The sequence below is a fragment of the Hyphomicrobium sp. DMF-1 genome, from assembly GCF_027886585.1.
In the GTDB taxonomy this organism is placed as follows: domain Bacteria; phylum Pseudomonadota; class Alphaproteobacteria; order Rhizobiales; family Hyphomicrobiaceae; genus Hyphomicrobium_C; species Hyphomicrobium_C zavarzinii.
The window spans coordinates 2,026,299-2,047,963 of the sequence record NZ_CP115706.1 but is presented as its reverse complement, the minus strand read 5'-3'; the positions used below and the strand labels follow the sequence as shown (position 1 = coordinate 2,047,963).

The window sequence follows — 21,665 nt, the reverse complement described above, 5'->3', positions numbered from 1 at the left end:
GCAAACGAGGTCGACCGTGACCACATACATTCCCAGGCTCGCACGGATCACATCCGGAACAGGCGCGGGAAGGAAGCGCCCGCCGCACCCCGAAGACGGCCAAGTCTTCGAGGAGAGGCCCAACGACCCGGTCATACTTCGCACCCTCGCGCGTCTCACCCCTCGGATCCGCACGCAGCTCGGCATAGGCACGGCGTTCTCGGACGACGCGCTCCTGGCGAGCATCGTCTCCATCGCGCGCCATCCCTCGCATGAGGAACGGTGGCACGCGGCGGAAGCCTCCACGCTCGCTCAGTATCTCGCGAGTACCGGCACGGACGTCGAGCGCGCCCTGGTTACGCTCCTGTCCATGTTGCCGAAACCTTAGACCAGAGTGCGCTTTCCGCATGTGAGTATGGAAAGCGCGCGACACCCAACCGGCCCGAATCGGTTCAGTATCGGCCCGGACGTGCAAGTTACTGAATTCAACTACACTGAGACGCCCTTCAAGACCCGCCTGCCTCGTATCGCGTTCCAAAGAGGTAAGTTCTTGGCCCGGCCTCAAAAAGCGATACGGAGCTTTTCATGTCGTCCGCTGGCCTCGCGGCCCCTGCCGTCGTCTATCTTCTGGCCGACCATCTCGATGCTGCCCTCGCCGCCGGCGAGGACCTTCTGAAATCCACGCTGAGCTGGAACGCCGGCGATGCCCGCTCGCCCGAGGGGCTCACCGATCAGCGCCGCGAGGAGCGCGAAGCCCTCGACGCCGCGCGCGCGCTGGAAATGGTGCTGCTGGCCCGCGTGCTGAAATCGCGCGAGACCGCCCACCAGCTCGCCAAGACCGAGCCCGAGTTCAGGCTGGTCGCCCGCCTTTACACGAGCGGCACCGACATCGTCGCCGAAGCCGCGAGCGAGCTCTCCGACGAGACCGCCAACGCCTTCGAGACCGGTGACGGCATGACCGCTTACCTCCGCTCGCGCGGCTTGATCGCCGAGGACGCGGCCGCCCCGCTCGAGGCCGCGAGCCTCACCGTGACGGAGCAGTTCCTCGTTGCGGGCCGCATGAACCTCGGCGCACTGCTCGATCTCGTCGCGATGTTCCTCGATACGCTCGAGACGCACTACGAGCTTTACGAGCAGCCCGCGCGCGCAGGCCAGACGGGCTCCGCCCAGCCGGCATCTCCCACCACGGGCGCGGTAGTTTGAGCAGACGGCGCCGCAACCGCGCAAAGAGATAAAGAGATAAAAGAAATCGCCCGCTCCGAGGCTCGGAGCGGGCGAATTTCATTTAGGCGGCGGCGCGATCAGCCGTCGTTGCCGTCACGCGGGCTGCGGCCCAGCGCCGAATACGCGCGGCGGCCCATCGGCTCCTGCGGCGCAATACGGTCCATGCCGGCATGCGTATGGCGCGCGAAAACCGACATGTCGTTCGTGCCGTCGAGCGTCACGATGCGCGACTTGCGCTGCGGCTCACGCTCGAGAGTGGCCACCTCGACAGGCTTGGTGCGCACAGCCTCGCGCTTCTGCTGCTTGGCTGCCACGCGATACGAGCGAGAATTGCGAGAGGCCGTCCGCTCGGCGCGGCTCTGGGTCTCGGCCACGGCGCGGCGCACGGGCTGCCGTTCGACGGCCGTCTCCGCACCGGGCTGCTCCATTGCCGCCACAGCCACCGAAACCTTGACCGGTGCGATCTCTGCGGGCGCGGATACGGCCTGAACGACATCAGAAGCCGCGAGCGATGCGAGCTGGACGGCGCCGTCGGCCGTTATGCCTGCTTGCGCGACGGCCGTGCCGCTCGTGCCTGCCAGATCCGGCGGAAGCGTGAGCCCGGCGACGGCGAAGCCGGCCGCCACACCCGCATGGGCCTCATCGAGGCTCGCGAACTTACCGATATAGCCGGGCAGCGGATCGTACTTGCGGCCCTTCTTGTAGGCCGCCTCAGCCGCGGTCGGCGCATCCAGAACCCGGATCTTGAGCGTCGCGACGCCCTGGCCCGAAAAGCCGAGCTTGTCGGCTGCCCCGCGCGACACGTCCAGCTTCCGCCCGCCCCAATAGGGACCGGCGTTGTTGACCCTGAGCACGACCGACGCCTGCGTGACCGGAGACCAGACGAGCAACGTCGTTCCATCCGGATAGGTAGGGCTCGCCGCATTGTCGGCAGCATCGGCCCGGAACACTTCCCCCGAAGATGTGAGGCCGCAGGGATTGTAGCGATCACGCTTGCAGGAATCGTAGAACGAGGCGGAGACGGTCTCTTCCTGGCCGATCATGGCCTCCGTCTCGGCAATGGTCTTCACCCGGTGGCATTTGCCGTGAAAGCAATAGGTCTTGCCCGGCGTCTTGGCCTCCGCCTCGCCGCCACCCAGCGCGGTGGTCAGAAGCAAGGCGCCGAAAGCCGTTGAAAGGGATGAAAGTCCTACCCGTCCGATCTTGTGTGCACCCAAAGTCGCAAATCTGCGCGTGAGGGTTCTCATCGATCAGCTCCATGTCTGTTTCTGTTCGGGATTGGCCAGAGACGGCAGCCCCCCCTGCCGTTAACTCTGTGGCGCCGCGAAAAGAGCAGCTGCAACGCAGCAGGGCGAGCGGCAAAGTTGCCGCATAGTTAATTTTGCACGCCGTTCAAATTAAGGCTGTTCAGAGAAATGCGCGTTCCACGAGTGCGCGCTCGAGCCCTGCACGCGCCTCCTCGAGGCGGATCGGATGGGGGCTGCGGAGGACCAGCTCGGTCCGATAATCCCCCTCCACGAAAGAGGGATAGCTGCCCATCACCACGTCTGGATAAAGCCGCTGATGGGCGGCAAAAAGATCGGCTATGTCGCCCTCAGGCTTCCGGACAACAATCGAAACAGCGTTCACTATCGGCCCGGTCCTGAGTTGCTGTGTCGCAGCAAGAAGCATCGCTTTCATGATGTCCGGCACGCCCGCCATCACGATCACATTGCCGATTTTGAACCCCGGCGCGGCCGAGACGCTGTTGACGACGAGGTCGGCCCCAGCCGGAATCCGCGCCATGCGTAGCCGCGCCGAGGTGAGTTCGATCCCCCGCGCCGCATAGACGGGTTGCATGAGCGCCACCGCGCGCGGGTCCACATCCACGGTGACCCCGAACGCAGCCCCGATGCTGTCGGCGGTGATGTCGTCGTGGGTCGGCCCGATGCCGCCGGTCGTGAAAACATAAGTGTAGCGCGCCCTCAGCGCATTCACTCCGGCAATGATATCGGCCGCGTCGTCTCCGACGATCCGCACCTCCTTGAGCGCGATGCCGATGTCCGTGAGGTGCTCGGCGATAGTGCCGATGTTGCGGTCCTTGGTCCGCCCCGAAAGGATCTCGTCGCCGATCACGAGCACCGCTGCCGTGATGATGTCGCTGCCGGTCACGAGTCTATCTCCCTGGTACGTCCGCTCGCTTGTTCTTATCGCGATCATAGCAGGACGGAAGCCCTCTGCCTCGGTTTGGCTTGCAGGCCGCCGCCAACCTCCCTAAAGCTCGCCCGCCATGAAATTTCCATCCCCCCTCCTCCGCGGGCGCCTTGTAAAGCGCTACAAGCGCTTCCTCGCCGACGTCCTCCTCGACGACGGAACGGCCGTGACCGCGACCTGCCCGAACACGGGCTCCATGCTAGGCCTCGCCACTCCCGGAGCGACCGTCTGGCTTTCCGAAAGCACGAGCGCGACGCGCAAGTATCCTCACACCTGGGAAATGGTCGAAGCCGATCTCGGACGCGGACCCGAGCTGGTTGGCATCAACACCAACCACCCGAACCGCCTCGTTTCGGAAGCCATCCCAGCCGGGACGATCCCGGAGCTTGCCGGTTACGCAGCTCTGCGACGCGAGGTGAAGTACGGCGTCGCGAGCCGTATCGACATCCTGCTGGAGGATCCCGCCAAGGGCCTCGCCTATGTCGAGATCAAGAACGTGCACCTCTCGCGCACTGCGGGTCTCGCCGAGTTTCCGGACTCGGTCACCGAGCGCGGCGTGAAGCATCTCGCCGAGCTCAGCGCCATGGTTGCCGCTGGCCATCGCGCGGTGATGCTCTATCTCGTCCAGCGCGCAGATGCCGAGCGCTTCACGTTCGCGGGCGACATCGATCCCCGCTACGCCGAAGCCTTCCGCACCGCACACGCAGCCGGCGTCGAGGCCATCGCATACGCCTGCCGCCTGACCCCCGAGGAGATCACCGTTACGCGACGTATTCCCATCGAGGCCTGAAACGGGCCATACTGCGAACATCGAACGCCGCGCGAAACTCTCATCCGCGTGGCGCGTACAAACAATAGAGAGATGCGGACGGGATCAACCGGCCGCCGGGATGGAAATGCGAAGTCTGCGCCGCAGGGCGCAGGAGGGTGCGTACAATGCTGAGCCGACGAAACGTCGCGATCTCCGCTCTCGGCTTCATCTTTTCGGGCCTATCCGCCCGCAAGGGTCAAGCCGCGCAATCCGGCCCGCAAACCTTCGAGGTTGTGAAATCCGAAGCACAATGGCAGCGGGACCTCACGCCTCAGCAATTCGACGTGCTGCGGAAGCACGGAACCGAGCGTCCGCGATCGAGCCCGCTCGACAAGACCTACACCGAAGGTGAGTACCGGTGCGCCGGCTGCGGCCAGCCGCTCTTTTCATCGGCCACCAAGTTCAACTCCGGAACCGGCTGGCCGAGCTTCTACGAGCCGCTCGAAAATGCCATCGGCAGCTCAACCGATTTCAAGCTCGTCTATCCGCGCACCGAGATCCACTGCCGCCGCTGCGGCGGACATCTGGGGCACGTGTTCGACGATGGTCCAGCCCCCACGGGGAAGCGCTATTGCATGAACGGCGTGGCGCTTACCTTCGTGCCCGCACCCGCCCGCTGAGCGCCGCTTTCAGCGCCATTTCTCGCCACAAACCTTGCGGCATTTGTAAACAAACCAGCGCCGGATTTCGTGCGTTAGTGCCGTTGTGCATGTGTGGGCAATGCTCTGGTCCACCGACTGCGCACCAACCGCACTGAGGGTTCCGATGAGAAAACTGAAACTGATGGGCGCCGTCCTCGGCGCTACATTGATGGGGGCGGCCACCGCGCACGCAGCGCCCGGTTATTCGACCGCCAACGTCAACATGCGCGCCGGCCCGGATATCGACTTCCCGAGAGTCGATCTCATTCCCGAAGGCTCTCCCCTCGAGATCAGGGGCTGCCTCAGAGACGAGTCCTGGTGTGACGTGATCTGGGCCGGCAACCGCGGCTGGGTGATCAGCGAATACCTCGCCTTTCAGCGGCGCGGCGACTACGTGCTTCTGCCCGACGTGGGCCTCTCCGCGCTCCGCATCCCCGTGGTTCGCTTCGCCGCCAACGACTATTGGGGCCGGCACTACGTGGGGCGCCCCTGGTACGGAGAGCGGACCCGCTGGTACGGATATAAGCCGCGTCCGCGCCAGAATTGGCACGCCCCGCCGCCGGGCAAGCGTCAGCCCGGCTGGTGGCGCTCCGGCTATCAGCCCTACGGCGGGATGAAGCCGCCGCCGGAGCACGGCTGGAAACGTCCAGACCGTCCGGGCGGCCCCGGCGGCCCGCCGCCGCCCAACCGCTTCGACGATCGCGGCCGCCGCTGATCGCAACGACCATAAAAAAGAGCGGGCCTTCGTGGGCCCGCTCTTCGTTTTTGCTATCAAGACGGCGCGCCGCGCCTCACTCCGCCGCCTCACCATGGCTGACGAGAACCTGGTCCGCGAGGCGTCCGGTCAGCTCGGCAAGGTGATCGAAGCGCGCCGTGTAGGTGCCGACACCCGACGTCGCCGAACGCAGCTCCACGATCAGGTCCTCGATCTCCGCTTCCGGAATGTGGGCCGAGACGACATCCCAGCCCGGCCAGCCCTTGCGGCTGTCGAAGCCCAGGATCTGCCCGCGCCGTTGCGGGATCATGCCGTTCACGCGCGCCGTCGCCTCCGAGGGAACGGAGATCTCGACCGCCATCACCGGCTCCAGCAGCACCGGCTGACACTTCGGCATCCCCTCGCTCATGGCGAGGCGCCCGGCCTGCCGGAACGCCATGTCCGAGCTGTCGACGGTGTGGAACGAGCCGTCCGTCAGCGTCACCGCGATATCGACCACCGGGAACCCGAGCGGACCGTGCTTCATGTAGTCCGACACGCCGATCTCGACCGACGGGATGAACTGCTTCGGCACGACGCCTCCCGTGATGGTGTCGTTGAACGCGAAGCCCGCCCCGCGCGTCTGAGGCCGGATCGACAGCACCACGTCGCCGAACTGGCCGTGTCCGCCCGACTGCTTCTTGTGACGGCCGCGGATCTCCGTCGGCTTGCGGATCGTCTCCTTGTAGGGAACGTGCCGCTTCTGCCTCTCGACCACAACGCCGTATTTGCGCTGCAGCCGCTCGAACGACACGCGAAGATGCATCTCGCCCTGCCCTTTGAGCAGAACCTGATGCGTCTCGGCGTTGTGCTCGATGACGAGCGAGGGATCTTCCTCGATCAGCTTCGCCAGCGCCGACGAAAGTTTCACCTCGTCCTTGCGGTCCTTGAGGCCGATGCCGGAAGCGAGCACGGGCTCCGGAATGTCGGCGCCGCCGATCTGCACGATACCGGCCTTCTCGGTCGTGATCGTGTCTCCTGTGCGCACGTGATCGAGGCGGCCCAGCGCCACGGTATCGCCCGCATGCGCCATTTGCCGCTTCTGCGTCTCCTCGCCCTTGAGCGAGAACACGCCCGCCACGCGCTCCTCGTTGGCATCTCCACCGGTCACGCTCGCGCCATCCGCGAGGTCGCCGGTGAGAATGCGCGCGATCGAGAGCTTGCCGCCGTGCCCCGTGTAGAGCGTCTTCATCACGTAAGCGGCGCTCTTCGCGTTCTCCACCTTGAGGCGCTTGGCCGTGGCGGTCACGAACGGCGCCTCGTGACGCAGCGCTTTCAGAAGCCGCAGGATCCCGTTGCCGTTCTGCGCGCTGCCGAGCAGCACGGGGCAGATGAGCCCGTCCTCGAACTCCCGCGAGAGATCGGAGAACACGAGCTCCTTCTCGGGCGCGAGATCGGAGAGCAGCTTCTCCATCAGCGCGTCGTCGTAGTCGGCGAGTTGCTCCAGCATGTGGAAGCGCGCTTCCTTCTCGTGATCGAGATCGGACGCCCGGATCTCGACCATCTCCGAAGGCGCGTTCTTGCGGAACAGGAAGGCCCGTTCGAGCGCGAGATCGATGAAGCCGGTCGCGACGCCGTTTTCCCAGATCGGGATCTGCCGCAGCACGAGCGGTTTGGTGGAGGCGGGCTGCAAGGCCGGAATGATTTCGCGGATCGGCGTCTCGCAGGCGTCGATCTTGTTGAGGAACAGAAGGTGCGGAATGCCCCGGTCCTCGAGCTGCTTCAGGATCACCTGCAGCGCAGGGACACGTTTGGGATCGGGCTCGGAAACCACCACCGCGGCATCGCAAGCCGTCAGCGCCTCCGCTCCCTCGTACTGGAATTCGATGGAGCCCGGGCAGTCGATGAAGGTGAACGTGTCGCCGAGGAAGCTCACGTCGGCGATGTTGAGCGCAACGCTCATGCCGTGTGCGCGCGCTTCGGGGGAAGCGTCACCCACGGACGTCTTCTCGGCGACCGACCCCGGCCGCACGACGCCGCCCGTCCGGGCAATGATGGATTCGAGGAGAGATGTCTTACCTGAGAGAAATGGGCCGATCAGTGCGATGCAGCGGGTGCTGCGGCCCGAAGATTGCCCAGAGCCGGCACCCGTTGGTGATGTGCCCCTTGGGCCGTCGGATTGCCCCATGGTGTCCTCCTTCCCGCTCCCCGGATTTTGAGCCCGGGTTGAGCGCTACGAGGCGCAGAGGGATGCGCACGTCGCGCACCTCCCGCGCCTCTCGAAGGAGCGCGACGAGCTGATGGTCGCGCCGGCGAAGGAAAGACGCAAGAGGCTTCCTGCTTAATCTTGCTCTAATCATTGCCATCCAAACTCGAAGGCATGAGTCGTGAGGAGGGGAAGCACACGAGAGCCTCAAGTTGTTGCGTCGCAATAAGTATTCGCAGATGCGCAATGGGGTTTCGTGAAGAATGTTTCCAAAAATTACTTGAATTAAGGCGATCCTCGCCGCATCATGAAAGTGTCAGCTTGGGCGCGTAAATGCTTCAAGATGACGGTTCGAACGGTGCTGGCAGGCAACAAGAAACCGCCCGGGAGAGGCAAAGGCTAGGCGACAAGGCGCGGGCAAGGTTCATGGAACCAAATGCCTACATGTGACGCTTACCCTTCAAGGAAGGACGTGCCTCATGAGTAGAGAATCTCTGAACAGATCGCTGGTGAAGGCCGCCGATGCGGCGGGCTATGCCATGGCATCGAGAGAAGAGGATCTGACGGACTGGACCCTGCGCCAGCCGGAAGTCGCTCTTCGCAACGGACACGCCGCTGCGGCCAACGCCGCGCGCCGCATGTCGTTGCCGTTTGCCCGCTTCGAGCACTGGATCGCACACATGCTGTCGTTCCCGGAATTCCGGGCGCACACTCCGCGCGCTCTGCTCCCGAGCCGCTGAGCACTGGACTCTACCCCCAAACTCTACCCGCATGTCGACATCACGAGCCCTGCCTCCAAACGAGGCGGGGCTTTTTACGTGGACGTCCCCGTATTGATCTGGTCCGCGCGTTTGTTGACACCCCCGGGGCCTGATGCAAGCCTCCACGACGGAAAGTGCGAACCCGCGCCGTTCACTGTCGACGGGTTGGATAGGAGGAGAGATTGCCGATGCGCCGAGTTCTTTGTGCGGTTCTTGCCGTCACCCTGGGTACGACCATTGCCGCGGCTCAGAACACAACGATCATCAAGGAGCGGAAAGAGCACTTCAAGAAGATGGGCGACACGGCCAAGCCGGCTAACGCCATGTTCAAGGGTGAGGCGGATTTCGATCTCGCAGCCGTCCAAGCCGCCCTCAAGGTCATGCAGGAGAAGGCAGCGATCCTGCCGACCCTGTTCCCCGACGACGCAAAGACCGGAGGAGAGACGGAAGCTCTTCCCGTGATCTGGGAGAAGAAGGCGGACTTCGAAGCGCGCTTCAAGAAGCTCGGCGAGAGCGCGAAAGCGGCTGAAGCGGCGATCACGGACGAGATCACCTTCGCCGACACCTGGAAAAGCGTAATGGGCAATTGCAGCGGCTGCCATAAGGAATTCCGCAAGCCGAAATCCTGAGCCGCACGCTTCGCCTGACACCATCCGGGGAACGCCGAGCCACGATGCCAGAGACGTCCAGTGAACCGCGCACCGTACACGTCTGGGACCTGCCCACGCGACTGTTTCACTGGACGCTCGTCGTGCTCATCGTCAGCGCGTGGGTGAGCTACGAATTCGCCGAAGCCATCGGCGACGAGACGCTGGTCTGGCACCGTGCCAACGGGCTCGCCATCCTGACGCTCATCGTGTGGCGGCTGATATGGGGCGCATGGGGCTCGTCCACCTCGCGCTTCTCGGCCTTCGTGCGATCCCCAACCGCCGTCCTCGCCTACGCCGCCTCGCTGCCCGGCGGCCGCAGTATGCGCTATCTCGGGCATAACCCCCTCGGTGCGCTGATGGTGCTCACCCTGCTCGCCACCCTCGCGGCCATTGGCGGCTTCGGACTGTTCGCCACCGACGACAACGATCTCGTCGGAGGGCCGCTCTATCGCCTGGTCAGCGAAAGCCAGAACGTGCGGGCCGCGCGCCTGCACGACCAGATCTTCAACTTCGTTCTGCTTCCGCTGGCGGCGCTCCACATCGCCGTGAACGTGCTCTACACGTTCGTGAAGAAGGACCCGTTGATCCAAGCGATGGTAACCGGAAAGAAGCCGGCCGCGCCCTATGCGGACGCCTCAGAAGCGGCGGTCGTGACGAACCCGCTCGCACGCGCCGCGATCTCTCTGGTGCTCGCCGCCGCGATCGTGCTGGGCGGCATCCTCGCCGCTGGCGGCCGCCTCGCGCTCTATTGAAAACGGCCCCGAGTGAACACGGCTTCGCGCCGGCCTCAACGCCGTGCAGACCAGCCGCCCTCTTGCCCTGCGCACCTTAACGTCAAGCGCATCCGCACCCCGACCTCCATCGGCGTTCCCCCAACCGCAGCAGACCGCCCTTGAGGCGGGGCAGCTTGCCTGAACGGCAGAGCGCATGGCCCTGGATGGCCGGGTCAAGCCCGGCCATGGATTTGGGGGGGGGGCGCGCAACGTGAAACGTGCCCTGTGTGAGAGGTGTCTGGATCCCGGCCTGCGCCGGGATGACGTCGAAGGAAGGCATACGGCGCAGACAAAAACAACGTCACCCCGACGGAGGTCGGGGTCCAGCCACCGTGGAGGAGGCGATCCGCTTCCACGGGCGCGGCCTCCCGGCGCCATGCCTCGCATGACAGCCGGGACCACCACGCGCCTGCCACGTCTCACGCGGATGTCGCTACTTGAGGTTCCCGCAGAAGCGCTGGATGCGCGTGCAGGCTTCCTTCAGCGCCTCGGTGGAGGTCGCATACGAGATGCGGAACGCCGGAGAGCCTTCGAACGCCGCGCCATGCACCACCGCGACGCCCTCGTCCTCGAGCAGCGCGGTGACAAAATCCTCGTCGTTCTTGATCGTGACACCCTTGGGCGTGGTCTTGCCGATCGCACCCGCGCAACTCGGATAGACGTAGAATGCGCCTTCCGGCTTCGGACACATGAGGCCGTTGGCCTGGTTCAGCATGCTGACCACGAGATCGCGCCGCCCCACGAACACCTGGTTGTTGCGCGCGATGAAATCCTGCGGCCCGTTGAGCGCCTCGACGCCCGCCCACTGTGTGATCGAGGTGGGGTTCGAGGTGGACTGCGACTGCAGCTTGCGCATGGCGTTGATCAGCGGCTCGGGGCCTGCGGCATACCCGAGACGCCAGCCCGTCATGCAGTAGGCCTTGGAGAGGCCGTTCATGGTCAACGTGCGATCGAAAAGCTGGGGCTCGACCTGCGCGGCCGTGAAGAACTTGAGGCCGTCGTAGAGCAGGTGCTCGTACATATCGTCGGTCAGAACCCACACGTGCCGGTTCTTGGGCAGCAGCAGCACGTCCGTCAGCGCCTTGAGATCGGCATGCGAGTAGGCCGCGCCCGTCGGGTTCGACGGCGAATTGAGAATGAGCCACTTGGTCTGCGGGGTGATCGCACGGTCGAGCGCTTCGGCCTTGAGCCGGTAGCCGTCCTCGAGCTTCGTCTCGACGAACACCGGCTTGCCGCCGCCAAGCAGCACGATATCGGCATAGGAAACCCAGCACGGCGCCGGAATCACCACCTCGTCACCCGGGTTGAGCGTCGCCAGCAGCGCGTTGTAGAGCACCTGCTTACCGCCGGTGCCGACCGACACCTGCGCGGGGGTGTAGGTCAGATCGTTGTCCCGCTTGAACTTGGCGACGATGGCAGCCTTGAGCTCGGGGATGCCGTCCACGTCCGTGTACTTGGTCCGCCCGTCCTTAAGAGCCTTGATCGCCGCGAGCTTGATGTTCTCCGGCGTGTCGAAATCCGGCTCGCCTGCCGAGAGCGAGATGATGTCCCGGCCCTGCGCTTTGAGCTGGCGGGCCTTCATGGAGACGGCAATGGTCGCGGACGGTTGAATACGGTTCAGGCTGTCGGCAAAAAAGCCCATATCGGCGATCTCTCGTTCCTCGGTTGACCTGAAGTGCTTCGGAGAGGGGATCTCCGGGGCGCGGCGCGGCGCACCTGGCACACATTCGGCGCGGCGCTCGCTAAGGCGTGCGAGCGGCGCGGACGCTACGCTTCGCGTCTGCGAAGTCAATATGCCCAACGTCTAGTGCGGATCATTTGTCGCCCCGGCCCGCGAGCCCGCCACAGGGGTGGCCAACGTGTCGCGACAGGCACAAAGGAAATATAAAATTTTACCGCCCATGGAATAGCTTGCCTTTGCCACATTCCGGGCAAACCCCCGCCACAGCGCAGGGTTGTCATTCCCTCGGATCACGCTGGTGATGGATTCGCCGGAAAGGAGTGTCGCAAGGATGACGCGCTTCAAGAAATCCCCGATTTATCGCAAGCACTTGCCCGATCTCGTGGCCGGCCTCGCCGTGTTCGCTCTGATGATCGGCCTGACTGGCTGGCACATCGGAATCGCCGTGGCGTCCGATGGGGGCGCGGCCGCGAGCCTCGACCGCAACGCCTCCGCCCTCCTCCTGGCCGGCGCCTTCGCCGCCATGGCGGTGTTCAATATGGCCTTCTTCCGCCACCTCTGCCGGGCCTATGCCACCCCCCGAAAGGCTGCCGCCCGCCGGGCCTTGAGATCCGGCCAGCCTCCCCGCACGTAAGCTCAACCAAACGGGGAATTAACGCTTTAGCCGGGCTCGCACACGAACTATGTCCACGCTATAAGCGTTGTAAGGTACCGTGAGTTAGGGTTCGCCAAAGGGCTGCAATCATGACGCTCCGCCGCTTCGCTCTCGCCTCGAAACCATCCGCCCGCACCGGCGCGGTGCTCGCGCTGCTTGCGCTCACCGGCGTGGGGATTGGCTCTGCAAACACCGACGCAGTGGTCGCCGAACGCTTCACCGCCGCCCTCGAGGCCGCACCCCAGCAGATTGCGACGGCCGAGGCGGCCAACCACACCCTGGTCTCCGGCAGCGAGGCCTTCTGGCTGGCCGAGAAGCGCCGCCACGAGACCGACGGCGCCGCCCTCGAACCTGCGGCCTGGTCGCCGCCGCTCGCCGCTGGCTTGGCCATCGGCGACCGCATCACCATCTCGACCGGAAAATCGGAGCGCGTCCTTCAGGTGGTCGCCATCTCCGACGTGGAGCCGGGCACCATGCCCGCGAGCGCCACCGCCGGCGGAACGCGTCACGTCGCGGTCACCTGCCGCGAGCTTGGCGCGCCCGATGGCAAGCTGACGACATTCCTGGCCCCGGCTGACACGGGTCACGCCCAAAAGTCCGCCCGCGCACTCTAAGCCGTCGGCTATCAGGTTATAGGTTGAACGCCGGGCGGGAGACTCTGCCTGGTCCTGTTGTGGCCGGATGATCTCACCGCGCTCCACACTTCCCGCGTCCCGTGCTTCCCCCCGTTGCACGCGCCGCCTGTCTCCCTATTATGCGGCCACCGGACAGCCAAGGGAGTTCGCGGCATGAGGCTCAATCCCCCGACAATCGTGATCTTTCTGATCTCGTTTGTGCTCGCGACTCTGGCGCTGATCACCAAGCTCGGGTTCATCCCGGTGCCGCGCTACTTGCCCCATCAGGAATTCTGGCTGTCGATCACCGCCTATCTGACGCTGATGGTGGGCAACCTCGTGCGCGGCCTCTGACCGGCGAACACCCGGAACTGGCCGATCCGCCTACCAGGCGATCGGCTTGCGATCCCTGAAGAAGCCGCCGGTCGGCCCCTCGTCCGGCAGCGTGGCGAGCCAGACCGCCGTATCCGCCCCCTGTTCCGGCGACCTATCGGCGTTGGCCCCGCCCATCTCGGTCCGCACCCAGCCGGGGCACATCGCGTTGACCTTGATGTTGCCTTCGCTGAGCTCCGCCGCCGCGATGCGCGTCAGCGCGTTGAGCGCCGTCTTCGACATACGATAAGCCGGATAGCCGCGCCCCATCTCCGCGAGCTGTCCCGCGCTGGACGACACGTTCACGATCCGCCCGTATCCCTGCTCCCGCATCAGCGGCGCTGCGGCCTGGATCAAACGTAACGGGCCGAGCAAATTGGTCTCGAACGTCTGGCGCGCAATGTCACCCGTGAGATCGAACAGGCTCGCCTTGAAGCCGCCGGGATTGTCGATCAGGACCGCCGCGTTGTTCACGAGCACATCGAGGCGCCCATAGAGCCGCTTGACCTCAGCCACGGCCTCGGCCGCGCTGCCTTCCCGGTCCACATCGAGCGCCACGACCGGCACATCGAGCCCTTCGGATTGCAGCTTTTCGGCCGCCGAAAGGCCGTCCTTGGGATCGCGAGAGCCGATGACGGCCAGCACCCCCAGCCGCGCGAGCTGGCGCACGATCTCGAAGCCGATCCCTCTGTTCGCCCCTGAGACGAGTGCGGTCCGTGTGGCGGTCATGATGCTCCGAGCCTCTGCGCGCTGCCGTGAGTCCGGCCGTGAGTGTAGCGCCTCTTGTGCGACAGGAAACGCCCAACGCGCGGAAAAAGTCCCGCTTTAGCCCGCTTCGCCGCACCGGCCAGACAGTTGCGGATGCACACATCGAACGAGAACGGACGAAAAACGAAAAAAGCGCGCCGGTAGGGCGCGCTTTCTAATATCTTGCTCTGTATTCGGACGCGGTCAGCGGGGCGGGTAGAGCCAGCTCGGGCCGACAGAGTCGTTACGGGTCGGCTGCGAGGCCAAGCCGTTGTTGAACGCGCCGGGGCCGAAATCGTAACCGGAGTTCGGAATCGACTGGCCGATCGGCGGCATCAGCGAGCCCGGATCGGTGTCGAGAAAACCAGCCTTGCCCTGCGGCGCATTCGCCGACGGCTGGGTGGTTCCCTGGTTTTCGAACGAGAACGCCAACGCCGCCTGCGTGCCAAGAAGCGTCGCGGCGCAGAGCGCGACAGCGGAAATCAATGATCTCATTGCCAATCCATCCAGAGTCATCAAGCCTTTGGGCGAAGATGGTACAGGAATCGAGGCAATCAAAGGGCGGCGAAGGAGCTTTTTGGGGCTGGAGCGGTGCAAAATCCGAGACTGTGACCCTCGCGCAACGCTACGTTAGCCAGACCCAGCCTCGCTCAACGCCGCCGGGGCGAGCCGCCTCAACGGCCGCTGTCGCCTATATCCTCGTCCGGGCAATAGCTGGAAGCCGCCGGACTGCTGCCGATGAAACGGCAAACCTCGTACTTCTTTGCCGGGTTGTTGCGCACCTCAGCGGCGGAAACCCGCACGCCGTGCTCCCGCGCAATCCGCGCGAGATCGGCGTCGTTGCAGTAAGGCGTCGAAATCCAGTTGCCGCCCGAGTACTGGAAACCATCCCGGCATACGATAGCGGCCTCCGCGGCAGGTGCTGAAAGCGCGAGCCCCGCTGCCGTCAGACCGCAAGCGGAAAGTGCGATGATAACTGCGTTGCGCATGTCGTCTCTCCTCGAAATCCGACCCCTTTCCCGCCTTTCCACGTGGGCCGCGCCGCAAGCATCTGCAAGCCGGCCTACGAATTTGTATGCTCGCCGGCCATCTCCCGGCCCCTCTTCCCTCGAACCGCCGGGCACGCCATATTCCGCCCATGGCCAAGTCCCCGAAAACTCCAGGCGCTGCCAAGCCGCCGCGCCCGTCGCGCGGCCGCTCCGGCAAGCCCACGGCCCCCCCTGTCGAGACATCGGCGGGAACGCCGGGTTTTGGGGAGGCGCCTCAGTCGGCCTTCACCGCGTCTGGGCCGCTCGGCGAGTTCGCACCCGCCTACTTTGCCGAGCAGGCGAGGATTGAAGCCGAGACGTCGTCGAAGAAGCAGCTTCCTGCGCTCCGCCAGCAGGGGCCCCTGCCTCCGCGCGGCGCAGTCGGGGAAAGCCTCGGCGACAGCCTGACCGCCATCCTCACCCGGCCGCATGAGCGCACCGATCGCGCTAAGGAAATCCTGGCGCGCCAGCCGATGATCGCGCAGCACCCGCTGGTATCGGGCGCGATGCCGATGTTCATGCCGCACCGGCCCGAGCGCCCGGAGAAGAGCGAAGGCGGACGGCCTTTCGAGATCGTCTCGGAGTTCGAGCCCAGGGGCGACCAGCCGACCGCCATCGCGGACCTCGTCGCAGGCATCAACGAGAACGAGCAAACGCAGGTGCTGCTCGGCGTCACCGGCTCCGGCAAGACGTTCACCATGGCGCAGGTGATCCAGGCGACCCAGCGCCCCGCGCTGATCCTGGCGCCCAATAAGACTCTTGCCGCCCAGCTCTACGGCGAGATGAAAAGCTTCTTTCCGGAGAACGCGGTCGAATACTTCGTCTCCTACTACGACTACTACCAGCCGGAGGCCTACGTACCCCGCACGGACACCTATATTGAGAAGGAAGCCGACATCAACGAGCAGATCGACCGCATGCGCCACGCGGCCACGCGTGCCCTGCTCGAGCGCGACGACGTCATCATCGTCGCCTCGGTCTCGTGCATCTACGGTATCGGATCGGTCGAGACCTATACCGCCATGACGTTCGCGGTGAAGGTCGGCGAGCGGCTCTCGCGCGATCAGCTTCTCGCCGACCTCGTGGCGCTGCACTACCGGCGTAACGATGCCGCCTTCACGCGCGGCAATTTCCGGGTGCGTGGCGACACCGTGGAGGTGTTCCCCGCTCACTACGAGGACCGTGCCTGGCGCATCTCGCTGTTCGGTGACGAGGTGGAGAGCATTACGGAGTTCGATCCTCTCACCGGCCAGAAGACCGACGATCTCGCGCTCATCAAGCTCTACGCAAACTCGCACTACGTCACGCCGAAGCCGACGCTGCAGCAGGCCATCAAGAGCATCAAGGCCGAGCTGAAGCAGCGCCTCAACGAGCTCTACGACACCGGCAAGCTGCTCGAAGCCCAACGGCTGGAGCAGCGCACCGTGTTCGACATGGAGATGATGGAAGCCACCGGCTCCTGCGCCGGCATCGAGAACTACTCGCGCTATCTCACCGGCCGCAATCCGGGAGATCCGCCGCCGACGCTGTTCGAGTATCTGCCGGACAACGCGCTCGTGTTCGTCGACGAGAGCCACGTCACCATACCGCAGATCGGCGGCATGTTCCGGGGCGACTACCGGCGCAAGGCAACGCTCGCCGAATACGGCTTCCGCCTCCCCTCCTGCATGGACAACCGCCCGCTCCGCTTCGAGGAGTGGAATGCCATGCGTCCGCAGACCGTCGCTGTCTCCGCGACGCCCGGCGAATGGGAGCTCAACGAGACCGGCGGCAGCTTCGCCGAGCAGGTCATCCGCCCCACCGGTCTCATTGATCCGCCGGTCCTCGTTCGCCCCGCCAAGAACCAGGTCGACGACCTCCTGGACGAAGTGCGCCAGGTGGCCAAGCGCGGCTATCGCTCGCTCGTCACCACGCTCACCAAGCGCATGGCCGAGGACCTCACCGAGTACATGCACGAAGCGGGTATCCGCGTGCGCTATATGCACTCCGACATCGAGACGCTGGAGCGCATCGAGATCATCCGCGACCTGCGCCTCGGCGCCTTCGACGTGCTGATCGGCATCAACTTGCTCAGAGAGGGCCTTGACATTCCGGAGTGCGCGCTCGTCGCGATCCTCGACGCCGACAAGGAGGGCTTCCTGCGTAGCGAGACCTCGCTGGTGCAGACCATCGGCCGCGCCGCGCGCAACGTGGACGGCCGGGTGATCCTCTACGCCGATACGGTGACGGGCTCGATGGAGCGCGCCATGGCGGAGACCGAGCGCCGCCGCGAGAAGCAGCTCGCCTACAATGTCGAGCACGGTATCACGCCCGAGAGCGTCAAGAAGAACATCGCCGACGTTCTCTCCTCGGTCTACGAGCAGGATCACGTGACGGTGGACTCGGGCCTCGCAGACAGCCCAGCCGTGGGCCACAACCTGGCGGCCGTCATCGAGGACATGGAGCGGCGCATGAAGGAAGCCGCCGCCGACCTCGAGTTCGAAACGGCAGCGCGGTTGCGCGACGAGATCAAGCGCCTGCGCGAGACGGAGCTCGCCATCGCCGACGATCCGCTGGCTCGCCAGTCATCGGTCGAGGATCAAGCCGGCAGCTACAAGGGCGACCGCAAGTTTGCCGGCAACGCCAACATGCTCACCGAGTCCAAGAAAGGCGGCAAAGGCGGCTCTCGCATCTCGACCGAGTACGAGCCCGTTCAGCCCACCCATGCGCAATCCGCATCGCGGCCCGCATCGGGATCGCGCGTCCGCAAGCCCTCGCTCGACGACATGGGCCCAGGCACCGACCGCGCCATTCCGCGACGCGACACGCCGCCTCCGTCGCGAATGACCGAGGTCGACCCGCGCACCAAGGCCGGTGCATTCGGTGAAGGCGTGCGCGGTCCGCACAAGCCCACGCTCGACGAGATGGGGCCACACGCCTCGCTGGCCGTGAAGAAGGCATCGGGTCCGCTCCCCAAAAAACCGGATCTCGCCGCGCCGCCCAAACCGACGATCACGCGCGACATCGAAACCGACACCGAGAAAAAAGCCCGCCGCGGCCGCGCGAAGAAAACCGGAAGGCCGGGCGCATAATCGTCGATGAAAATCTTCTGGCAAATCTGTCGCTGGGCCGCCATCAGTTGGTCGGGAGTGGCGGTGGTTTTCGTTGTTACACAAGGCATCGGGTTTCTTGATTACAAGTATAAACTCGGCTTGCTGGACAACTGTTCTTTCGTCGTCGTCGCGTTCTCGTGCCGCGGGGGCGCAAGCGCCTGGGTGCTGGAGTTTCTACTCAACATCCCGTTTCTGGTTGTTTTCTACGCCCCGCTCCTGCTCTTCGGAATAACCCTCAATTTCCTCAACACTGGGACGATCGACAACCAGCTTGGGATTTGGATAACCCTCGTGATCGCCACCGCGATGGTCTGGTTTGTCCTGGCCATGGCTGGCATCATTCGGGGTGTCACCGATATCGCCCGGTGGCTGCGCAGCTGACCAGCCCCGCCAAACCATTCAGAAAAGAAACACTCGAATGTCAGAACCTGTGATCGACCGCGCGGCGATGGGGCGGCTCGCCAAGGCCCTCGCCTTCATCTGCAGCCCAGATCATCCGACGACCGTCGCGCTGCGCAAAGCGTCCGAAAGCGGCACCGAGAAGGACATCAAGGCCGCGCGCGCAGCATTCCTAAAGCTGAAGCCGTCCGATCGCCGCGCCGCCTTCTCGATGCTCGCTGACAACGAATAGCCCCGCGAACGCGGCGACGTTACCGTCCCCGCCTCCCGGCGAGCCACACGACGATCAGAAGCACCGCCAGCCCCGCGGCGAGCCACATCGATACGAGCAAAAACAGGAGCGGAGCCATCCCCTCTGCGCTCCGAAGCACCGACACGAACGTCGCCGCAAACAATACGAGCGCAACGGTCTGGCCAATCGCCAGCAGCCAAAGCGCCACGCCAGAGCGCGCGAGCCGCAATCCCATCCAGGCCGACATCACGGGCAGCAGCGCCATCCCGCACATCACGGCCAGCTCCCTGGCAGAGATCTCGGACAACGCGACGTCGTTGTTCACGCGCGTCGTATAGTAGACGGCCGCCCCGACCAGCAGAACGTGAAGGCCCGCCGCTGTCGTGGCGATCCGAGCAGGGCCCATGCGATTGCGCCCTCCCGTGGCGCCGTCACGAGCCTACCATCCTTTTCCGTGATGTCCGAACGCAGGCCGGAGCGGACTGTCCGCCCGCTCCGTTACCGATGCGAGATCAACTGCAGGCCGGGCGCGACGCCTTGCAATAAGTCGTGAAGGTGTCTTCGCGGCACGTCAGCTTGATCTCACCCGAGGGCTTGAGACCGTGCGCCGCGATGGCATTCTTGAGCGCCGCATTGGCCATGAACTTGGCGAGGTCGGTCGTGACCATATCGGCCGAGCCGACCACCGTGCGGCAGCCTGCGTGAGCCCCGACACCGCTCACGGCCAGCGCGGCAACCGCAAGTAAAGACAAGCGAAAAACGCCCATGGAAAGCCCTCCGTATTTGTACCTAGGTCGCGCAATCTAGCGCATATGCGCCCCGGTGGGAGTTTTCCATCCCCTGAGACCTGCAGCGAAAGTGCGAATACCGGCCCGGCGTGGCCCTCGCACCACGGCCTGGACGCTCATCGCGTCGCGCCCCTGCCAAATGGACGGCGCTCCCTGAGATCGCATCGCCGCGCCTTGACGGCACACAGCCAGTCGCAGACGCTCCCCTCCGTATGCGATGAATCGAGACCGGCCAATGGAGCACTCCACATGAGCAGAATCGGACGCGTCTTTCTGGCGGGCCTCTTGGCTGCGCTGCCGCTGATGCTCACGATCTTCATCACCGGCTGGCTGCTGTCGCTGATCAATCAGTATCTCGGGCCGAGCAGCGGCTTCGGCCGTTTCCTGCGATCTCTCGGATTCGGAGCAGACGCATCCGAGCTCGCGCCTTATCTCATCGGCCTCGCCATCATTATCGCAGGCATCTATGCGCTCGGCCTGGTTGTCCACTCGCGCTTCGGATCGCTGGTCTCGACGCTGTTCGACAGGCTCATCCGCCGCGTGCCGCTGATCTCTAACGTCTACGATATCTCGAGCCGCTTCGTTTCGATCGTCGACTCCGGCAACGGTGACAGCATCAAGAGCATGAGCCCCGTCTGGTGCTTTTTCGGCGGCAAACCGGGCGCCGCCGTTCTGGCGCTGCTGCCGTCCAAAACACCGCTCCGCCTCGGCACCGAGGACTACATCGCAGTGCTCGTTCCCTCCGCGCCGGTTCCCGTCGGCGGCGCGCTGATCTACGTCCCCGCGTCATGGATCGAGCCTGCGGACTGCGGGATCGACGATCTCATGAGCGTATACGTGTCCATGGGTATCACGCCGCCGACCCCCGGCACGCGCAAGGAGATCAGCGCAAAGGCGGGCTGAACGCCCGTCTGGTCGCGGCGATCGCACGCGGCACGGCAGCGGAACCTCTGCCGCATCGCAACCGTTTCCCTCCTGTCCCCCAAAGGCAATGACAGGAGGCCCTATGCCTAAGATATCGAAAGCAAAAATCCTGATCCTCGCCACCGACGGCTTCGAGCAGTCGGAGCTGGAGGTGCCGCTCACCAAGCTCAAGGAAGCGGGCGCCCTCGTTCACGTGGCCGCACCGAAGGAGCGCAAGGACAAGAAGGAAATCCGGGGCTGGAAGGACAAGGACTGGGGCAACGGCGTCCCAGTTGACCGCGAGCTCGCCGACGCATCCGAAAGCTTCTACGACGCCCTCGTGCTGCCCGGCGGACAGATGAACCCGGACAGCCTGCGCGCAAACGCGGAGGCGATGGCGCTGATCAAGGCGTTCGTCAATTCCGGCAAACCCGTCGCCGCCATCTGCCACGCGCCGTGGCTGCTGGTCGAAGCGAACGCCGTGCGCGGACGCAAAGCCACGTCCTACAAGTCCATCAAGACCGATCTCATGAATGCCGGCGCCGATTGGCGCGACGAGCCCGTCGTCACCGATCAAGGCCTGATCACAAGCCGCAATCCCGGCGACCTCGATGCGTTCGTCGCCAAGATCATTGAGGAGGTCGAGGAAGGAAAGCACGATCGCGCGCCCTTGGCCGCCTGATCGCCCTGCACATCGAACGAGCGCAAAAAAGCCGGAGCACTGCCTCCGGCTTCCTTCTTTTCGCACCATCGAAGGCGTTGAGAAATCACGAACTAACCTCGCGAGCCGACTTGCTGCCGTATCGTCCGGCCAACCAAACGGCAATCAGCAAAAGCGCGAAGCCGCCCGCGAGCCACAACGTAGCGAGCACCAGCAGCAGCGGCGCCAAGGGCTCGTCGCTTCCGAGAACCAGCGCGAACGCCACCGCAAAAATGGTTGCCGCGAGCGCCTGGCCAAAGGCTAGCAGCCGCTCTGCCACCGCCCCGCGCGCGAGACGCAAACCGAGCCACGCCGCGACCGCGGGCGGCGCCGCCAATGCGGAGAACACCAGGAAATCGGTATTCGGCAGATCCGAAACCGGCGTGAAATTGTGAATGCGGAGCGCGTAATAGAGCCCCGCGAGAGCGAGCGCGACATGCAGCGAGGCGGCAATCCTGACGATCTGACGGAGGGGCATGGCAAATCCTGGTCGCCGCCCGCTGAAGGCAGGCTGGCGATCGA

The 21,665-nt window shown here is 64.8% G+C and carries 26 protein-coding genes; 16 read left to right on the top strand and 10 right to left on the bottom strand.

Going from position 1 to position 21,665, the window contains the following annotated elements:
* Positions 1–16: 16 nt before the first annotated feature.
* Both PE058_RS09280 and PE058_RS09275 read left to right on the top strand, forming a co-directional pair.
* On the top strand, positions 17–367 hold the full coding sequence (locus PE058_RS09280; RefSeq protein ID WP_020086706.1) for a hypothetical protein: 351 nt from the start codon (positions 17–19) through the stop codon (positions 365–367).
* Between the two features lie 197 nt (positions 368–564).
* Entirely contained in the window at positions 565–1,182 is a 618-nt protein-coding gene (locus tag PE058_RS09275; RefSeq protein WP_020086707.1) for a hypothetical protein, read from the top strand.
* A gap of 98 nt (positions 1,183–1,280) precedes the next feature.
* On the opposite strand, the gene PE058_RS09270 is transcribed toward PE058_RS09275, so the two are convergent.
* A complete protein-coding gene (locus PE058_RS09270; RefSeq protein ID WP_271030408.1) occupies positions 1,281–2,450 on the bottom strand; it encodes a septal ring lytic transglycosylase RlpA family protein in 1,170 nt (389 codons plus the stop codon).
* Between the two features lie 160 nt (positions 2,451–2,610).
* On the bottom strand, positions 2,611–3,354 hold the full coding sequence (locus PE058_RS09265; protein ID WP_271030407.1) for a competence/damage-inducible protein A: 744 nt from the start codon (positions 3,352–3,354) through the stop codon (positions 2,611–2,613).
* Between the two features lie 118 nt (positions 3,355–3,472).
* On the opposite strand from PE058_RS09265, the gene sfsA reads away from it, so the two are divergent.
* From sfsA to PE058_RS09250, 3 genes are all read left to right on the top strand, one after another.
* Entirely contained in the window at positions 3,473–4,186 is a 714-nt protein-coding gene (sfsA, locus tag PE058_RS09260; RefSeq protein WP_271030406.1) for a DNA/RNA nuclease SfsA, read from the top strand.
* 146 nt (positions 4,187–4,332) lie between these two features.
* Positions 4,333–4,827, top strand: coding sequence for a peptide-methionine (R)-S-oxide reductase MsrB (gene msrB, locus PE058_RS09255; RefSeq protein ID WP_020086710.1), 495 nt, complete (start codon positions 4,333–4,335; stop codon positions 4,825–4,827).
* 145 nt (positions 4,828–4,972) lie between these two features.
* Positions 4,973–5,563 (top strand): SH3 domain-containing protein, encoded by a 591-nt coding sequence (locus PE058_RS09250; RefSeq protein WP_271030405.1) that lies wholly within the window; start codon positions 4,973–4,975, stop codon positions 5,561–5,563.
* Between the two features lie 76 nt (positions 5,564–5,639).
* On the opposite strand, the gene PE058_RS09245 is transcribed toward PE058_RS09250, so the two are convergent.
* Positions 5,640–7,730: an elongation factor G gene (locus PE058_RS09245; protein WP_026868143.1), complete on the bottom strand. Its 2,091-nt coding sequence runs from the start codon at positions 7,728–7,730 to the stop codon at positions 5,640–5,642.
* 497 nt (positions 7,731–8,227) lie between these two features.
* Here PE058_RS09245 and PE058_RS09240 point away from each other — a divergent pair, with 497 nt between their 5' ends.
* From PE058_RS09240 to PE058_RS09230, 3 genes are all read left to right on the top strand, one after another.
* Positions 8,228–8,488, top strand: coding sequence for a hypothetical protein (locus tag PE058_RS09240; protein WP_156827437.1), 261 nt, complete (start codon positions 8,228–8,230; stop codon positions 8,486–8,488).
* 209 nt (positions 8,489–8,697) lie between these two features.
* Positions 8,698–9,138: a c-type cytochrome gene (locus PE058_RS09235; protein ID WP_271030404.1), complete on the top strand. Its 441-nt coding sequence runs from the start codon at positions 8,698–8,700 to the stop codon at positions 9,136–9,138.
* A 44-nt stretch (positions 9,139–9,182) separates the two neighbouring features.
* A complete protein-coding gene (locus PE058_RS09230; RefSeq protein ID WP_271030403.1) occupies positions 9,183–9,911 on the top strand; it encodes a cytochrome b/b6 domain-containing protein in 729 nt (242 codons plus the stop codon).
* A gap of 454 nt (positions 9,912–10,365) precedes the next feature.
* On the opposite strand, the gene PE058_RS09225 is transcribed toward PE058_RS09230, so the two are convergent.
* Entirely contained in the window at positions 10,366–11,574 is a 1,209-nt protein-coding gene (locus PE058_RS09225) for a pyridoxal phosphate-dependent aminotransferase (protein WP_271030402.1), read from the bottom strand.
* Positions 11,575–11,944: 370 nt separating this feature from the next.
* On the opposite strand from PE058_RS09225, the gene PE058_RS09220 reads away from it, so the two are divergent.
* The 3 genes from PE058_RS09220 (at position 11,945) to PE058_RS09210 (ending at position 13,236) form a co-directional block, all read left to right on the top strand.
* Entirely contained in the window at positions 11,945–12,247 is a 303-nt protein-coding gene (locus tag PE058_RS09220; protein ID WP_020086717.1) for a hypothetical protein, read from the top strand.
* A 110-nt stretch (positions 12,248–12,357) separates the two neighbouring features.
* Positions 12,358–12,882: a hypothetical protein gene (locus PE058_RS09215; protein ID WP_020086718.1), complete on the top strand. Its 525-nt coding sequence runs from the start codon at positions 12,358–12,360 to the stop codon at positions 12,880–12,882.
* Between the two features lie 174 nt (positions 12,883–13,056).
* Positions 13,057–13,236 (top strand): hypothetical protein, encoded by a 180-nt coding sequence (locus PE058_RS09210; protein WP_020086719.1) that lies wholly within the window; start codon positions 13,057–13,059, stop codon positions 13,234–13,236.
* A 30-nt stretch (positions 13,237–13,266) separates the two neighbouring features.
* Here PE058_RS09210 and PE058_RS09205 read toward each other — a convergent pair whose 3' ends face one another.
* From PE058_RS09205 to PE058_RS09195, 3 genes are all read right to left on the bottom strand, one after another.
* Positions 13,267–13,983, bottom strand: coding sequence for an SDR family oxidoreductase (locus PE058_RS09205; RefSeq protein WP_271030401.1), 717 nt, complete (start codon positions 13,981–13,983; stop codon positions 13,267–13,269).
* 222 nt (positions 13,984–14,205) lie between these two features.
* The gene (locus PE058_RS09200) at positions 14,206–14,496 is read right to left on the bottom strand and encodes a hypothetical protein (protein ID WP_271030400.1); all 291 of its coding nucleotides are present in this window, start codon (positions 14,494–14,496) and stop codon (positions 14,206–14,208) included.
* Positions 14,497–14,675: 179 nt separating this feature from the next.
* Positions 14,676–14,990, bottom strand: a complete 315-nt coding sequence (locus PE058_RS09195; protein ID WP_020086722.1) for a hypothetical protein — start codon at positions 14,988–14,990, stop codon at positions 14,676–14,678.
* 149 nt (positions 14,991–15,139) lie between these two features.
* On the opposite strand from PE058_RS09195, the gene uvrB reads away from it, so the two are divergent.
* The 3 genes from uvrB to PE058_RS09180 are packed head-to-tail and all read left to right on the top strand — an operon-like array spanning position 15,140 to position 18,752.
* Positions 15,140–18,100, top strand: coding sequence for an excinuclease ABC subunit UvrB (uvrB, locus tag PE058_RS09190; RefSeq protein WP_271030399.1), 2,961 nt, complete (start codon positions 15,140–15,142; stop codon positions 18,098–18,100).
* A 6-nt stretch (positions 18,101–18,106) separates the two neighbouring features.
* Positions 18,107–18,502, top strand: coding sequence for a hypothetical protein (locus tag PE058_RS09185; RefSeq protein WP_271030398.1), 396 nt, complete (start codon positions 18,107–18,109; stop codon positions 18,500–18,502).
* A 37-nt stretch (positions 18,503–18,539) separates the two neighbouring features.
* Entirely contained in the window at positions 18,540–18,752 is a 213-nt protein-coding gene (locus PE058_RS09180; protein ID WP_026868145.1) for a hypothetical protein, read from the top strand.
* A 19-nt stretch (positions 18,753–18,771) separates the two neighbouring features.
* Here PE058_RS09180 and PE058_RS09175 read toward each other — a convergent pair whose 3' ends face one another.
* Positions 18,772–19,158 carry a hypothetical protein gene (locus PE058_RS09175; RefSeq protein WP_271030397.1) on the bottom strand — a complete coding sequence of 129 codons (387 nt, stop codon included), beginning with the start codon at positions 19,156–19,158 and terminating at the stop codon, positions 18,772–18,774.
* A 106-nt stretch (positions 19,159–19,264) separates the two neighbouring features.
* Positions 19,265–19,519 carry a hypothetical protein gene (locus PE058_RS09170; protein WP_271030396.1) on the bottom strand — a complete coding sequence of 85 codons (255 nt, stop codon included), beginning with the start codon at positions 19,517–19,519 and terminating at the stop codon, positions 19,265–19,267.
* Positions 19,520–19,789: 270 nt separating this feature from the next.
* Here PE058_RS09170 and PE058_RS09165 point away from each other — a divergent pair, with 270 nt between their 5' ends.
* Together PE058_RS09165 and PE058_RS09160 are read left to right on the top strand one after the other, a co-directional pair.
* Positions 19,790–20,443, top strand: coding sequence for a DUF502 domain-containing protein (locus tag PE058_RS09165; RefSeq protein ID WP_020086729.1), 654 nt, complete (start codon positions 19,790–19,792; stop codon positions 20,441–20,443).
* A gap of 103 nt (positions 20,444–20,546) precedes the next feature.
* A complete protein-coding gene (locus tag PE058_RS09160; protein ID WP_020086730.1) occupies positions 20,547–21,125 on the top strand; it encodes a type 1 glutamine amidotransferase domain-containing protein in 579 nt (192 codons plus the stop codon).
* Between the two features lie 85 nt (positions 21,126–21,210).
* On the opposite strand, the gene PE058_RS09155 is transcribed toward PE058_RS09160, so the two are convergent.
* On the bottom strand, positions 21,211–21,621 hold the full coding sequence (locus PE058_RS09155; protein WP_271030395.1) for a hypothetical protein: 411 nt from the start codon (positions 21,619–21,621) through the stop codon (positions 21,211–21,213).
* Between the last annotated feature and the right edge of the window lie 44 nt (positions 21,622–21,665).